Raw genomic sequence first — 14822 nt, forward strand, 5'->3', positions numbered from 1 at the left:
TCGCCATTTAAACGGTTGCTTAGGGTTCATCTCTGTAGCATTTAAATCTTTAAGGAGAATATACTACCTGCTTAACACCTGTTTTTGCAACACAACCCTATTGCCTTAGAAAGTGGTTTGGTAGCACAGCTAGCAAGATATGGTGAAGCAGTTAATAAAGATGCACAGGCTATTAAATGGGCTATAAGAGGAATTGACATTATCAGAGAAACCAAGCAAAATTTCACTTTACCTGTGCTTGCTGAGAAGATAGTACCACAGATGGTACTAGAGGGTCGTTATGCTGAGGCTTTAGACCTTGCGTTAGAAACAGGAACTGTTCTTATTGGAATTAACAAACATAGACAAGATGGTGGAGAAACTTTAAATTTCGATTTCAATCCAGAAACTTTTCTTGGTGAAAAACCTAACAAGCTATGGCAGCAGGCAGAACAACATGCCGCAGTAATGGCACTGATACCAATCGCTTTCCACTTAAGTACAGTCTTAGTTAATCAGCCAACTGTTGCTTATGAGCAGGGAACAGCAGTTGCAGCAATATGTCGTCAAATTGGTGTTACATCCGTTGAGCAAGACTGGACTACAGTAGCAAGATTATTTGAGAATATCTATTCAAACAAAGCATCTTTCAGTGACCTAGTAAATCTTGGAAATACTTTTGTTTCTAAAGGTGAGAACGCATTTCTAGATGTGCTTTGGACTATAAGTTACTTGGGTGCATCACTGCAAAGTGATGTCAAGCTCGAAAATGCTCTAATAGTACTTCTGTATATTATGCGCCGTATGCATCTTTCTCTCAAACCCTCTTCACCAACCTATCAGCGTATTGCTCTACCCTTTCTCTCAACCTATTGGATAACTAAGTTTGAGAAAATGCGGTTCCGCTTTCGTTCACCTCAGATGATAGAAGAAAAATTAACTGAAGCAAACACCTTTTTCGCTGATCAGCAAGCACAAGCAATCTTTAAGACAGTTTCATTCGGATTGGGTGTTGCTATTCCATCAGAGTTTTCATCCTGGCTTCAGATCAGCCATTAAAGCGACAAGATTATGCTTAAAGTAAAGGGGATAAACTTTCTCAATACCTGGATTACATCTTCACCAATAACGTTATTGGTGGCGAGTCTACCTCGTAATTGGTAATGGTGTGCGATGCAGTAGCACTGTTACTTCTGCTACTGAAAGAATGAGTTTTATAGCTAAAAATCTGAAAACTCCATGCTGAGTTTAGCCTGCACTAATCTGGTTAATCTGTTTTCATCAATGCTTGCAACTAGGCTAGTAATTTCTCTATACGAGCTTTTTTCTTAGGGTCATCCCAAACCTTAGCTTTTTTAAGTTGCCGGAAAGTTTCATCGGCACGCTGTTGAAGAGATGAAGACTCTGCAATAGATGATGAATCGGGTTCTGACTGCTGCCGCCACTCTTTAATCTTCTGCTTGATTTCGTTTAATGATAATTTATTGGCAACGGCCACACTTAGCAGTTCTTTTCTCTTCTCCTCATTTGTTAAGAGTGAGATCGCTTTAGCTTTGCTAGCTTCCAATTTTCCAGAGCGCAATACCTCTAAGATGTCACTTGGCAGGTTGAGTAATGGGAGGCGGTTACTGATGAACGAATCAAGTTTTATATTACCCAAAGAGGTGAAAACCTCTTGCACAACCTGGATTACATCTTCACCAATAACGTTATTGGTGGCGAGTCTACCTCGTAATTGGTTTTGTATGCGATGCAGTAGCACTGACACTTCGGCTACTGGCAGATTGAGTTTCATGGATAAAAGTCTCAAAACTCCATCAGCTGACTCTAGGTCAGTCAACCCAGAACGAGCAAAATTTTCAATTAAAGCAATCTCCAGAGCTTCTTGTTCGCTAAGTTGTTTGACAACTACAGGGACTTCTACCAGCTTCAGAATATGAGCAGCTCTGTAACGCTTTGCCCCGGCTACAACTTCATGCTTGTCACTGCCAGAGATGGGGCGAACTAGGAGTGGTGCAAGAATTCCGTTTTTTCTGGCAGTAGCAACAATTTTTTCAACTTCTTCAGGATCGATGTAATATCTTAGCTCCTCGGATGGCAGAACAATCGAGTTTAAAGGCATGGATACTGTGGTTTGTTGTCCATCGTCCCTAAAAATAAAATCCTCTACCAATCGTCTACTTTTTGCCATTGGCTACCTCAAAGGCTTCAGTAAACAGTGCCTCAAAGTCCTGAGCAGCGCGTTTGGCTGTTGCTCCACCCAATCCCCAAACAGTAGTTCCTTGCCCTGGGGCATCAGCAATCACCTGAAGGTCAAATAACATTGACTTTAGCAAAGGAAACCCTGTGTTTTTGGCATCTAAAGCTCTTTGAGCATCCTTGAGTAACACAGTTCCTTTCTTAGCCTGATTTAAAAATAAACCTACATTCGGCATCCCACTCGCAATTCTCTTGCTTGACGCAAAATCCTTACCGTTTTTGATGTACTGTGCATATCTAGCCCGGCTGGCTTACAAGGCACTAGAGCTAGATCACATCTGGATAAAATTGCTTTTGTTGTCTCGCTAAGACTACCAGGGCCATCCACAACCACAGCTGCATACTGTTCTGCCAGGGTCGGAAGTTCGTCAAAAAGGTCGTCCGGGTCTATCATCGTTTTACAAGGTAACTTTAAATCTTTCATCCAGTTCGTGCTGCTTTGCTGCGCGTCGGCATCTACAACAATCACCGTTCCACGCTGGCTCAACCAGTATGCAAGATGCCCAGCTACTGTAGTTTTTCCCGCGCCCCCCTTTTGATTCGTTAACCCAATGATCATGATTTTTTTGAGCTTTGTGCAAAATGTACCACTAAAAATAATGCTTTCTTATGACTCAACCTTCACTGCCCTAACCCCAACTCGAAAGCGCTGGTATTACCTCTGAACAGTATTTTGAATTTACCCCAGAAAAGTTGGAACTGAGTGACGGATATCTCGGCTATGGTGGACAAGACCAGCTTGGGTTTCATGATTGCTGTACTCACCAACATGGGGTTATTATCAGCAATTCGGCATACAAGCTTGTCACTGTGGCTAGAAGCCCTTGACCGTTGTATACGGGAAAAACTGGCAACTGTCAACGCTGACCCAGAAGTAGCTGAAGCGATGTTAAATCGATTTAATCGGGCTATGGCAGACCTAACAGCGGTGATAGAGTATCTTGAAAAATAAGATAATTAAACGCGTACTACGAATAATTAGAAATACAATAAAGTCTGCGATACTTTATTATTCCAACTGCGGTTTCATTTCATAAATCGATTCCATGAAGTGTCAATAACTTCCGGCTCAACTCAAGTTATTTTTAAGAAAAACAATGAATGTTGAACAGAATGTCTTAGAAGTTTCAGGAGTAGAAATTACCAAAACTCTCTTAGTAGATTTGCAAAAACTCTCCTCTTACTCTGGAGAACCAGTAGCAGCGGTCTATGCAGACAACCTACTGCGTACTATGCGGTTCATGCGTGATAAATTACCTTTTGACCCCTATACAGAAGTGGTAATGGCGCTCCATGACGCACTGGCATTTCAAAACCGATGGATTGACTACAAAGCCAGTCAGTACAAGGGAGTTTATGACTTACTTACATCTCTAGTGAATCAAGAAACACTCAATAATTCGTCAGTTGAAGACTCTATTTTAACTCTAGAAAACTTAGGCTTTGATACCCTACCTTTCGGGGGAAGCATTGACAATAGTCTAGATACAAATTCAGACGAGGAATAATACAGGATGGAGGATGAATCTATTCTGAAACACTTTTTAGACACCTCAGTTCTACGTTCTCTACTACTGGGTACGCAAGCCTATAAACAGTATTTAGAGTCTCAATTTACTGACCAACCGCTTTATATCTCTAACTATGTTCAGATGGAGATGAAGCGCAGTTATCTGATTAATCTTATTTCCTTTTACTTTGTGCTGCGCCTAGAAACTATCAACAATATTGGAGATGCGATTGCTCTGTGGAGCAATAGATTTAAGACTAGCGAACTCAAAGCGATTTTACAGCTTATCCCCCAACTTTTTAGCACACATCAATTCAACTTTAGCAGTTCCGATGATAAAGAAAAAGCTCTTTCTGTTTTAGCAATTTATATCAAACGTTTTGAACTTCTACTCAGAAAAAAGTTTAACAACACGAATACTGATTCTACCGCCTGCGCCCGCGCCATTGTCCCGCTTACCCTTGATTTTAAAAATCCGGCAGAAGGATTAAAGCAGTTTGCCGATGAATTTGGAGATGTAGAAACTTGTCGGAGCAAATGTCAAATTGATCAGTTTCTATTAGTGCAGTACCGTGACGAAATTGAGCAACTAGTCGAACAAGCTGACCAACTACCCAAAAACTCAAATACTAGGGGATTTATCAATATTGCCAGGAACCTAAAAGAAATATTGGCTCAAGGAGCAGCAGCCTGTAACTGCAAGCGCTGTGAAAAGATTGGAGATGCTGTCATTGCTCTAAATGCACCCCGAAATATGCAATTAGAACATACTGACAATTCATTTGGCTATTTATGTCCCCCAATTAATCAACCTCATTACAAGCATCCTCCAGAAACTCAGATAGTTACTAATACATAACTATGAAGTGCAAACAGACAGTTTAGTTTTAAATGCCCATTGCTCATAGAGGGCATAGAGCCGAGATCCCTGCTAATTCGGAAATAAAGCCTGAAAAGCCTTGCCAATTCTAGGTTTGAAAGATTTAGGAACTTGTGTAAATTGCAGTTTCAAAGGTTGAGGGATATTTGGCATCAAGGGTACATAATCGCTGTAACCCTTGAAATATCTGGTGTTTAAGGACGTTTAGCAAGAGTGCGATCGCCTCCGGCGGGCGGTTACGCCATCGCGACTTTTGTGGGCATATTTGCGCTCTTAATTTTAGCTTTTACCAACTTTCGATGATTGAATAGTTTCAGTAGTCATGTCCGAAACCCCTAAAAAATCAATGTTACTCTGCTATCAAATGCCAACTTTCACCCAAATGTTGATATTTGATAGCGTAAAAAACGGATTTATTAGTAATTGTGTACTAAATTGAGTCTTCCTGTATTTGTTTAAAACTAGAGTGAATGAATAAGCTGAAAGCTATACATAGCAGGAGTTTTCAGCCTCTATTTCCGAATTAGCAGGGATCTCGGCTCTATGCCAAATACGGCTGCTGCTTGCTATCTTAATCAAGAGTGTGATCACTCACTCTTGTATGTGGCAAGAGTCGAATGGCACGCTTGTTAAGCTCAAGGGTAGGCAGCAAGGGTGCAAAGGAGAATTTCTATTTCTTCGGTTCGTATGCCTCAAACTTCTTCTTTCTCCTCTACACAAACGCACCCTTACTGCCGAGAGCGATTTTCCTTATCAAGCGTGCCATTCTGGCAAGAGCCTACATTTTAATCAAACTATGGAGATGCAGGGACGACTTTGAGACTAGGAGCAGAATAGATGGAGACAAACACCGCATCTTCCGCTCCCTCATTGACTGCTCCATGAACCTGCAATGGTTCGGCAACATCAATCTGTCCAGCGGAAATAATTTTCTTGTGTCCGTTGCCAAGATAGTAGGTCAATTCTCCCCTAAGCACGATCCAGGTATCTTGTCCGTCGGGATGAGTATGTGCAAACACTTCTTGACCTGGACGTACACCCCAGACAGCAATGCTGGAATTTGGCGTGATGACTATTTCCGTAACAGTTGCTTTGTCTGGCGAAAAACGAACCAATTGTTCAACATTAAATGTGCGCTGCCTAGGGGCGGTAATGGTATCACTCATGCTCATCTCTATCAAAAATGCCTCGGATTAACTACTACTTAGAAAAGCCTTAGTATAAAAAACCAATTTATACTTTTATTCTTGATTTATACTTTTATTCTTTAGCTTGCTACTGTAAGTAATAATACTAAAATCAGCAAATCTATCTAAAGACATAATTTATTTTGCCAAAAGATAGTTACCAGCAATGTATTTATTAAGCGAAAAGGGATATCATCACTTACTTTGCCACTAGGAGGATAAATCTGCAAACCCACTATTTGGATGACTATAGACTTTCAAAAGGTGAGGCAGAGAATAGATACGATTACTGCCCAGATTGAGAAGGTCTTAATGAAGTACCACACTCCAGAGGAAATTTTCAATTTGAAACAAGATTACTCTATTAGTCATTCTGGAGATAATCGTCTACAGTTATACACAAAAATCGGTAAGCCAGATGATAAGGAAATAGTAATTAGATGATCTAAAGTCCAAGGCTAACCGTTCTTTGATGTAGAAGTGATCGCCCTACCTAAGTTGACATAATTCAAGTGCTATGAAGCTGGCGTAGTCTTGCCCATTGTCTACAAGTATCTTTTACAAGTTGTCTGTCTTCGTTAGCCAAAAGCCTCTCTGATTTCCCAGATGCTAATATCTGAGCTACTTTTACCGCTTTTGTATATGACACCCCATACTTGACTAGCTGGGTGTAGAACAATGGCTCATTCTCTACAGACATTAAAAGTTTACGCTGCATAAGCAATTCATGGTGTCACTATGAAATTTTTGACATTATGACATTAAGAGATTATATTTATTTTCCCGCTTTGGCAAGCTCGACCCTTATTCAAGTTCTTTTACAAGAAGTTTAAAGCGCTTATGCTTTCTGTGTTGTGTTGACCACTTCTGGCGCTTGGGGTTTGTTATCCAGTTGAAGTTTTTCATGTTACAAAAATTAGGAATTTTTGCAGTGGGGATTTCCTTAAGTAGCTTAGGTACAGCCTGCCTTCTCTACGAGACGCTCCTTTGTAACTTGGCTTTTGAGTAAGGGTGCGGCATCACACGTTTACATATTCAACGCCTCATCAATATTAGTAGTTCACCACAACAAGGGGAGGAACAGGATGACAGCCACAAACAAGTGCGTTTTCAAATGGTAATAATCAGCCGAACTATGCCAGATCATTAATGATGCACGCTCTTTGACCAAGACTAGCCGTCGGACATGGTTGCTAACTGCTGCACAGGAAAAATTGGAGCGAGAAGGACGGCTATAGTTAACTCAATATTATGACATGACTAGGTTCATTTAGACACAAGTATTTATAATCGTCACCCTGTATTTAGTCTTGGCATTAGAAAGCGGTACAGAATTAAAAGTACTATCTTAACTCGACTTTATCCAATTAAGCCGCATAAACAGCAATATCTCTCAAGCGCTCGAATAAAGCACGAGGGACTTTTACTATTTCAGTGGCTTCAGGTGATATTGAAAAAGTACTAGCCCATAAAAACCGACGTACCAAGGCAAGTGCATCAGAGAAGGTAGGTAAAGATTTGGAGTACCAAATCGTTTGTCGGACATTCCAAGAAAAATCGGCTTGTAAATGCTCAGCCAAGATAGTGACCAGAGAGAATAATGCCAACACAGTAGGAGTTGTGCGAGCAATTGCCAAATCTGCCCACTGTCGTTGGGTTTCCATTCCTAAATGCGCTCTAGCTTCTTCAAAAGTCACTTCCATTTGCCAACGGTCTACAAACCATTGCAAAATTTGTGTAGGAGAGTACACTTGATTGGTAGATAGCAGAGCCTGAGATTTAAATTTCTCTAGTGGGTCGCGCACCAACACCCAACGAATAGGTACAATGGGCAGACCTGTGTGATACCAAACTGCGGTTCCTGTACAAATTTCTACTGAGCGCTGATTTTCACTGTACCAACGTTTAAGTGTCAGCAATTGCCAGTGAGTTTCGGGATTCACTAATACTTGTTCCAAGTTGGGCAATCTTGCTCCTTTGAGTCGTGGTCGTCCCATCTGACGTGGTTGGCTTGGCGGTGCTGGTTCGTACAATGCCGCATCTAACCGCAAGCGAGTAATCATGTGTATTGGCAAGCGACGCTGACTAACTGCTGCAAGCAGTTCCAACGCGGCAAAGCTACTGTCTGTTACCACCACTAATTCCCGTTTTGGTAACCAGCGTTTTACCTGTACCATCATCTGTCTTGCCCAATCAGTCAGTGTTTTATGCCGACATTTATACTGCTGGTTATAGCGTTCAGATGGAGCCAACACTGTAAAAAAAGGTAATGCCCACACCCGTGATGCCCAAGGAATTTCTACCAATAACATCATACTTAACCATCGCAAGCCGCTGACTTTGACACAGTTACTGTGACTTGAGCGCACTGGGTCGCGATAAATACCTTTAGCTTTAATTTTCTCCCCTTTGCGACGTTCGATTGTATCGTCTATTCCTATAACTATTGGTTGCTCTGGTTCAAAAATCGTGACTAACATCTTTACCAAAGTGCTGCTCGCTGCCAAACTTGACCACTTTGCACGGTTCAAAACTCGATGATAATTTTGAAAATGCTTTTCCTGTGTTAATCCCATCACTCCCAATATTGAAGTCACGGTGCGTTTTCCTGTTGCCAGAATTGCTCCTATAATCATGACTTGAGCTTGATGCCACACACTTTTTGAAAACAACTCTGCAAACGGTAGTATGATGCTGGCAATTTCCACAGGAAGTTTGAGATTCACAATATAGATGCTTTCAGGGTTGATTGCCAGCTTACCCGTTCCCGTCCTCAAAGTTAAGTATCAGTACTCAGTCATTATTTTCTTTCGTCACTGCAAATGGATAAAGTCAAGCTTAAGTACTGTTTTAATACTAAAATAGTACCGATTCAATTCAAAAAAGATACAAAATGACAATTCGTCAGCTATTAAGCCACTGGTTGAAAACTGGGAAAATGTCAATTGATTTTCCACAGAAGAAACTTTCCAAAATAAGTTTCAGTAGCCTTTAATCCATATAGCGTCAACTTTTAATGTTAGTTGAGGAAATAGAAAAAATACTTCATACAGAATTAGTCAAGTACGGTGTGAAATACGAGAAAGCAGGAAAAGTAGCTCGGATATTAGCATCTAGACAACCAGACGAGCTTTTGACACAAGAAGAAATACAACTTAGCAAGGAGGTTTGCCAACAATGGTTAAAACAGCGCCAGCGCATGGCTGTAATTGAAGAAGCTATAGACGGCGAAGGGATTAGAAGTAAGTCTTGGCAAAATAAGTACAATGTTACTTTGGAATTAAAAGACTTCCTTAGTTTGCTACTTTGTGACCCTAAAACTCCAATATTCTCTTATTCTATTAGTTCCATACTACGTGCCTGATGAAGTTAGATCATTATAAATTAGTTTGTTCCCTATGGATATTTAAGTAACAACTTAGATATCCTTATCATTTCTGTAAAAAAGAATTAATCCGCTTTATACGTTGACGTTGTTTCGACCACTCGTTGAATTTTTTACCAAACCCCGTCGCAACATGAAAACCAAGCGGATGCGACTTCATGACAAACTTTTTTCTCGTAAACGCTCCATTATTGAGACTATTAACGACCAACTCAAAAACATTTCTCAGATTGAACACTCTCGGCATCGCAGCCCAGTCAATTTTTGTGTTAATGTTCTGTGCGGCTTAATCGCTTATTGTCACCAACCTAAGAAACCTAGCCTTCAACTTGAGTGGCTTTTACCTTCTTATCTTTAACCCGAACTCAGGTTCCTTTAGATGACGAATGTCTAAACGGTTGTTGCTTGCGTGGTATGCCAATTTGAGGCTAAAGTACGAATTGCCTGAAGTTCTGATGGTGAAATACGTTCTAGGTTACGCAAAATTTGAGTCATACGTGGCTGATTTTTGAGCTTGTCGTAATGACGAGCAAGGAAGTCCCAATAAAAAAAGTTAAAAGGACAAGCATTTTCAGTAGTGCGCTCGCGGGGATTGTAAATACAATTGCGACAGTAGTCGCTCATGTTATTGATGTAGTTAGCAGAAGCAGCATAAGGTTTAGAAGCGATTATTCCACCGTCAGCAAACTGCCCCATACCAATGACATTGGTTTGCATCACCCAATCGTAGCCATCAATAAAAGCAGCATGAAACCAGTCTTCAATTTCTTGAGGGGAGATACCTGCAATCAAAGCAAAGTTGTTCAACACCATCAACCGCTGAATATGATGAGCATAACCTATTTGTTTAACCTGAGTTAGAATTTGGTGCAGACAATTCATCTGTGTATCGCCAGTCCAATAAAAAGCAGGCAGTGGATGAGTATGGTTAAACCAGTTACTTGATGAATATTCATCATCTAAGTAAACATAAACACCGTGCATATACTCTCGCCAACCAAGTACCTGACGGATAAAGCCTTCAATGCTGTTTAGCTCCCAGTTACTGCTGTTGTCTAAATATGCTTGTTCTGCTGCTTGAACAACTTCCAAGGGATGAAGCAATCCAATGTTGAGATAGGGAGAAAGCATGGCATGCCACATTGTCTGTTCTCCTGTCACCATTGCATCCTGGTATGGCCCGAATGAAGACAAACGTGTTTCGATAAAAAACTCAAGTACCTGTAGCGCTTGCTGTCGCGTCACTCCCCAACGAAATGGCTCTAGTTGCCAGTAAGAATGATTGTCCTCAAATGCCTCAGATTGCTTAAGAAAGTTAATCACATCTTGTGTAATCGAGTCTGGTTCAAACCATAAGGCTTCAGGTAAGGTTAGCTTGCCCTTGGGTGGTTTACGATTCTCCCGATCAAAGTTCCATTGTCCGCCAACAGGTAGATTCTCCTCCATGAGAATGTTGAAGCGCTGTCGTCCCTGGCGGTAAAAATCCTCCATAATTAAGCGTTTGCGCCCACCTGCCCAGTCAATGAACTCTTGATCGCTCCAGATAAAACGGTTACTGGGTGTAAAGGTGACTTGAATTGTCAGGTTGAGCTTTTGAATCAATACAGCAAAAAGGCGATCTGTTGGAGTCATCACGCGCAGTTCTGTAATCTGGTACTGCCCAATCCACTCAAGTAAAGGTGTGTTGAAGTCTAATGCTTGAGTGTACGTAACTGGCCAACCGTGAGATCGAAGTTCCTCAGCAAAGTGACGCATTGCTGACCAGACTAGTACCAATTTTTACAGATGGTAAGGAAGTTGCCCTGCATGAGCAAGAGATTCAATAAAAATCACAGGAGTCTGTTGGTGTATATGCATACAACTTTGTAGTGCTGACTGCCCAGCCCAAAGTTGATCGCCGAGAACCCAAATACCAATAGTCATGCTCTTGTCTCAAACTACCATGCATTAATAACGTGACGACAAAACGCCGTTTGATTAAGCTTAACGCTATTATTACAAGCTGTTACAAAGACTTTCTCAATCAACGACAAGTAGATAAAAAGCCGAAGGCTAGTGCTAACGTACTATAGTGATGTAGATTTATTAAAATCAAGTTAAATCAGAAATTCAAGAGAGAATAGTCGCTTCTGCCGTTTGGTAAAGATGTGTGATGCTTCAACAGAGGCAGTAGATGAGGAAAATAGTTCACGTAGATATGGACGCTTTCTACGCATCAGTAGAACAGCGGGACAACCCTAGCTACCGAGGCAAACCGCTAGTAGTCGGTGGTAGTCCGAACCAACGAGGCGTGGTAGCAGCTGCCAGTTATGAAGCTCGTAAATTTGGTATTCACTCTGCGATGCCTTCAGTAACGGCGATCGCTCGTTGTCCCGAACTTATCTTTGTCAGACCGAGGTTTAATGTCTACCGAGAGATTTCCGCCACAATCCACACAATCTTCAAACGCTACACTGAATTGGTCGAAGGGGTTGCACTCGATGAAGCCTACTTAGATGTTACTGAGAATAAGCAAAATATTACCTACGCTTCTACGATTGCAAGACACATTAAAACTGCAATTTTACAAGAAACGGAGTTAACGGCAACTGCGGGTGTCTCGATTAACAAGTTTCTTTCAAAAATGGCATCAGGGCAAAACAAGCCGAATGGACTAACCGTGATTTTACCAGAGCAAGCGATCGCATTTGTAGAGCAACTGCCGATTGAGAAGTTTCACGGTATTGGAGAGGTGACAGCGGCTAAGATGCACTCTCTGGGTATTCATACTGGCGCAGAATTAAAGAGGCGATCACTCTTGGAGTTAACACACCACTTTGGTTCATTGGGTCATTATTACTATAAGATTGCTAGGGCAGAAGATGACCGCCCAGTTGAGCCGAATCGGGTTCGGAAATCAATAGGTGCAGAAACCTCATTTGCACAAGACTTAAGGGACATTAGTCAGATGTTGCAAGAACTCGAACAGATTGCTCAAATAGTGGAGCAGCGGTTAGAGCAGCATGAAATGCGAGGACGCACATTAACTCTGAAAGTTAAGTTCTCTGACTATCAGCAGTTAACCCGCAGTAAGACAATGCTTGCTCCCATTAGTGAACTCTCTAGGATTTTTGAGATAGCCAAAGGACTGTTTGAGTCGATTGAACTGGAGAATCGTAGTATCAGATTGTTGGGGATTTCCTTGTCTAACCTTGATAATCAAAAACAATCTCAAGCGATTCAATTGCCATTATTTCAGAATGCAGGTATTGTATTTTAGCGTAGGCTACGCCCGGCGCAGGCATTGCGCTGTTTAAATACTGACTCACCCACGACAAAAATCATCAACCCTCAACTCGCGCCACACATCGGACGGTTGCCACCCGGAGTTACCCACAGAGCGGAGGGGGCGATAGTGTTCAGAAATGTATTCGGATTCGGAAACATAGTCTTCAATGTACACAGGTGCATTTGGTTCAATCACTGTTTCAGGAATATTTAAATTCTCAGGCATCTCAATGGGTTCAGTCGGTGGTAGGGTTACTTCTGTTTTCTTGCGAACTGTGTTAGGGTTTTTTTTGATGAGTCGTTTCATATCTATAGGAATCATTCGGCTTTCCACAAAGAACGGATATCCCAGAATACGAGAACTTATCAACGAATCAGAGACATTTTGCCAGAAAGTTGTATGGGCGTGGATTGCTTTTTAGGGACAAAAGCCAGTTTGATTTGGCATTGATACAACTCGACCTCTGTACCCCCCAATCACCCATTCAAGTAATAGTTGCTCAAAACGACCTTTTTTTCTTCTCTGTATACAAAGGCGAAAATGAGAATTTGATTGTCTCTTAGGTTGCGATCGCTACCATTGAGCAGTGCCAATAACTTTATATATTCTATTGAGATGAATAACTCATTGCCTTGCTAAAACGATTTATTTACTTTTCCCTGACTTGGAAAAAATCTTTAATTATTTTTTAATATTTCCATTAGGTGATGCCCTCAAACCCTCACAGCCCCTTATTACTCAAGATACAAATTAACTATTTCCTCTCAAGTATCTTTAGGTAGAACTTATAAATTTATAGAATTCGTAGGATTTTAAACGGAAACTTATTTTAGTTGATGTAGTTTCAAAATAAGACTTATATTATCTGTTGAACAATGCCAAGTAATTACTTTATATCAGTACAAGAGAGAGAAAAAATATTTTGCACAGAACTGGTTAAGTACGGTGTGGAGTATGAAAAAGCGGTTATAGCAGCTAAAATTGTAGCTTCTGGGCAAGGGGATGAGCATTTATCACCCTCAGAGATAGAAATCGTTAAAGATGCTTGCAAAAAGTGGTCAGAACAGAATCAGCGCTTAAAGCGTTTGAAAGCTGTTGTAAATCAAATTTAGTTTAAGTTGACAACAAGTTTCATGCAGTACCCAGGAAGCAATAGGAACAATCAGCCCAATTTGATCAGCATAATAAATAGTTAGACATCAATAACAAGGTGTTCGACTATGAGAGTTATTGAAACAGAGCGTTTAGTTCTTCGTCGGCTAACAGTTGAAGATAGTGAGTTCATTCTTGAGATATTGAATGACCCTTTGTGGTTGCGCTTTATTGGTGATAAAGGTGTAAGAACTCTTGATGATGCTCGTGAATATATTTTGAAGAATCCGGTTGCTATGTATGAACGTCTCGGCTTCGGGCTGTATTTGGTTGAGCTAAAGGGGAAGAGCGTCTCGATTGGAATTTGCGGTTTGATAAAAAGAGATTCCTTGGAGTATGTGGATGTTGGGTTTGCCTTTCTTTCTAAGTTCCGGGGAAAAGGATACGCCTATGAATCTGCTTCTGCTGTTATGATGTATGGGAGAAGAACCTTCGGCTTAACTCGTATTGTCGCTATCACTACACCGGACAATTATGGTTCAGCAAAGCTGCTCAAAAAACTAGGACTAAGCTTTGAGCGAATGATTAAACTATCTGATGATAGTAAAAGTGTTAGTTTGTTCATTTCTAATGTCTAATAATTGCGGTGCAGCTAATTGAAGAAGGTCGCTCGTGCTGAGTTCGAGTTTTTAGCAACCTCTGAGCGCAGCCGCTATGCCGCGAATTTCAGTTGCCGTCGTAAGCATTTTACAAGCTCATTGGTGACTGCAATTGTGTGTCTGAATTATCTCCCAATTCTTGTTGTAATTGGGATAGTTGATTTTCTAACGCTTCAGCAATCTGAATGAGATTCGATTCTTGGGCTATTTTTAGCTTCATGGCAAGACCATCTGGCAGCCAAGAAGCTAAATGGCTGAAATTCTTCCACTCTCAATTTGACGATTTTGGACTATGAGTCATACTAAAAAAAGGCTCATAATTCCAGCGATCGCTAACTATATTTCCCAACAACCATTGATTAAGGAGATAGTTTCAACTGGGTTGACATCATTCGTGAAAACTTATTAGTAAGGAGGTGAAGTCATGAACCAGTCTCAGGGGGAAGACAAAAATAAATTCCTTTACCCTCGTGGTCGCTACTACGGACAAGTTAGACCAGAAAACTTGGCTGTGTTGCAAAAATAGGTGCCTAAGCAAGTGTTATATTCTTTCAAGAGACTGAAATGCTACAGAGATGAACCCAAAACAACCATTTAAATGGC

The 14822-nt window shown here is 41.0% G+C and carries 17 protein-coding genes and 2 pseudogenes; 10 read left to right on the top strand and 9 right to left on the bottom strand.

Features of this window, described 5'->3' with window-relative positions; all coding sequences use genetic code 11:
• Nucleotides 1-84 precede the first annotated feature (84 nt).
• Nucleotides 85-1038 carry a hypothetical protein gene (locus HCR01_RS34855; protein WP_193200496.1) on the top strand — a complete coding sequence of 318 codons (954 nt, stop codon included), beginning with the start codon at nucleotides 85-87 and terminating at the stop codon, nucleotides 1036-1038.
• A gap of 235 nt (nucleotides 1039-1273) precedes the next feature.
• Here the strand turns inward: HCR01_RS34855 and HCR01_RS34860 are convergent, their stop codons facing one another.
• From HCR01_RS34860 to HCR01_RS39540, 3 genes are read right to left on the bottom strand one after another with little or no spacing between them, the layout of a single operon-like run.
• Nucleotides 1274-2170, bottom strand: a complete 897-nt coding sequence (locus HCR01_RS34860) for a ParB/RepB/Spo0J family partition protein (RefSeq protein ID WP_193200497.1) — start codon at nucleotides 2168-2170, stop codon at nucleotides 1274-1276.
• Nucleotides 2157-2414 carry a hypothetical protein gene (locus HCR01_RS39535; RefSeq protein WP_226889963.1) on the bottom strand — a complete coding sequence of 86 codons (258 nt, stop codon included), beginning with the start codon at nucleotides 2412-2414 and terminating at the stop codon, nucleotides 2157-2159. Before HCR01_RS39535 ends, HCR01_RS34860 begins: the two co-directional genes overlap by 14 nt.
• Nucleotides 2402-2797 carry a ParA family protein gene (locus HCR01_RS39540; protein ID WP_226889964.1) on the bottom strand — a complete coding sequence of 132 codons (396 nt, stop codon included), beginning with the start codon at nucleotides 2795-2797 and terminating at the stop codon, nucleotides 2402-2404. The genes HCR01_RS39535 and HCR01_RS39540 overlap by 13 nt, the downstream gene beginning before the upstream one ends.
• 162 nt (nucleotides 2798-2959) lie before the next feature.
• On the opposite strand from HCR01_RS39540, the gene HCR01_RS34870 reads away from it, so the two are divergent.
• The 3 genes from HCR01_RS34870 to HCR01_RS34880 all read left to right on the top strand — a co-directional run bounded on the left by HCR01_RS34870 (nucleotide 2960) and on the right by HCR01_RS34880 (nucleotide 4607).
• The gene (locus HCR01_RS34870) at nucleotides 2960-3190 is read left to right on the top strand and encodes a hypothetical protein (protein ID WP_320073244.1); all 231 of its coding nucleotides are present in this window, start codon (nucleotides 2960-2962) and stop codon (nucleotides 3188-3190) included.
• A 145-nt stretch (nucleotides 3191-3335) separates the two neighbouring features.
• Nucleotides 3336-3746 (top strand): hypothetical protein, encoded by a 411-nt coding sequence (locus tag HCR01_RS34875; RefSeq protein ID WP_193200498.1) that lies wholly within the window; start codon nucleotides 3336-3338, stop codon nucleotides 3744-3746.
• A gap of 6 nt (nucleotides 3747-3752) precedes the next feature.
• Nucleotides 3753-4607, top strand: coding sequence for a hypothetical protein (locus HCR01_RS34880; RefSeq protein WP_193200500.1), 855 nt, complete (start codon nucleotides 3753-3755; stop codon nucleotides 4605-4607).
• Nucleotides 4608-5422: 815 nt separating this feature from the next.
• Here the strand turns inward: HCR01_RS34880 and HCR01_RS34885 are convergent.
• Entirely contained in the window at nucleotides 5423-5794 is a 372-nt protein-coding gene (locus tag HCR01_RS34885; protein ID WP_193200501.1) for a cupin domain-containing protein, read from the bottom strand.
• Between the two features lie 264 nt (nucleotides 5795-6058).
• Between HCR01_RS34885 and HCR01_RS34890 the strand changes: the two genes are divergently transcribed.
• Nucleotides 6059-6259: a hypothetical protein gene (locus HCR01_RS34890; RefSeq protein WP_193200503.1), complete on the top strand. Its 201-nt coding sequence runs from the start codon at nucleotides 6059-6061 to the stop codon at nucleotides 6257-6259.
• A gap of 64 nt (nucleotides 6260-6323) precedes the next feature.
• Here the strand turns inward: HCR01_RS34890 and HCR01_RS34895 are convergent, their stop codons facing one another.
• Nucleotides 6324-6533, bottom strand: a complete 210-nt coding sequence (locus HCR01_RS34895; protein ID WP_193200504.1) for a hypothetical protein — start codon at nucleotides 6531-6533, stop codon at nucleotides 6324-6326.
• Between the two features lie 649 nt (nucleotides 6534-7182).
• Complete coding sequence (locus HCR01_RS34900; RefSeq protein ID WP_226889966.1) at nucleotides 7183-8592, bottom strand: transposase; 1410 nt, start codon at nucleotides 8590-8592, stop codon at nucleotides 7183-7185.
• A 239-nt stretch (nucleotides 8593-8831) separates the two neighbouring features.
• On the opposite strand from HCR01_RS34900, the gene HCR01_RS40620 reads away from it, so the two are divergent.
• Nucleotides 8832-9179 (top strand): hypothetical protein, encoded by a 348-nt coding sequence (locus HCR01_RS40620; protein ID WP_320073245.1) that lies wholly within the window; start codon nucleotides 8832-8834, stop codon nucleotides 9177-9179.
• A gap of 100 nt (nucleotides 9180-9279) precedes the next feature.
• A pseudogene (locus HCR01_RS34910) lies at nucleotides 9280-9558 on the top strand (transposase); the annotation flags it as partial.
• Between the two features lie 32 nt (nucleotides 9559-9590).
• Here the strand turns inward: HCR01_RS34910 and HCR01_RS34915 are convergent.
• Nucleotides 9591-11123 (bottom strand): annotated as a pseudogene (locus HCR01_RS34915) (cryptochrome/photolyase family protein).
• Nucleotides 11124-11373: 250 nt separating this feature from the next.
• On the opposite strand from HCR01_RS34915, the gene dinB reads away from it, so the two are divergent.
• Complete coding sequence (gene dinB, locus HCR01_RS34920; protein ID WP_193200505.1) at nucleotides 11374-12459, top strand: DNA polymerase IV; 1086 nt, start codon at nucleotides 11374-11376, stop codon at nucleotides 12457-12459.
• A 45-nt stretch (nucleotides 12460-12504) separates the two neighbouring features.
• Here dinB and HCR01_RS34925 read toward each other — a convergent pair whose 3' ends face one another.
• Complete coding sequence (locus tag HCR01_RS34925; protein WP_193200506.1) at nucleotides 12505-12837, bottom strand: hypothetical protein; 333 nt, start codon at nucleotides 12835-12837, stop codon at nucleotides 12505-12507.
• 506 nt (nucleotides 12838-13343) lie between these two features.
• On the opposite strand from HCR01_RS34925, the gene HCR01_RS34930 reads away from it, so the two are divergent.
• Entirely contained in the window at nucleotides 13344-13580 is a 237-nt protein-coding gene (locus tag HCR01_RS34930; RefSeq protein WP_193200507.1) for a hypothetical protein, read from the top strand.
• Nucleotides 13581-13688: 108 nt separating this feature from the next.
• Nucleotides 13689-14198, top strand: a complete 510-nt coding sequence (locus HCR01_RS34935; protein ID WP_193200508.1) for a GNAT family N-acetyltransferase — start codon at nucleotides 13689-13691, stop codon at nucleotides 14196-14198.
• A 109-nt stretch (nucleotides 14199-14307) separates the two neighbouring features.
• On the opposite strand, the gene HCR01_RS40290 is transcribed toward HCR01_RS34935, so the two are convergent.
• Nucleotides 14308-14439: a hypothetical protein gene (locus HCR01_RS40290; RefSeq protein WP_264299981.1), complete on the bottom strand. Its 132-nt coding sequence runs from the start codon at nucleotides 14437-14439 to the stop codon at nucleotides 14308-14310.
• Between the last annotated feature and the right edge of the window lie 383 nt (nucleotides 14440-14822).

The sequence above is a fragment of the Nostoc sp. MG11 genome (assembly GCF_014904695.1).
Lineage (GTDB): Bacteria > Cyanobacteriota > Cyanobacteriia > Cyanobacteriales > Nostocaceae > Komarekiella.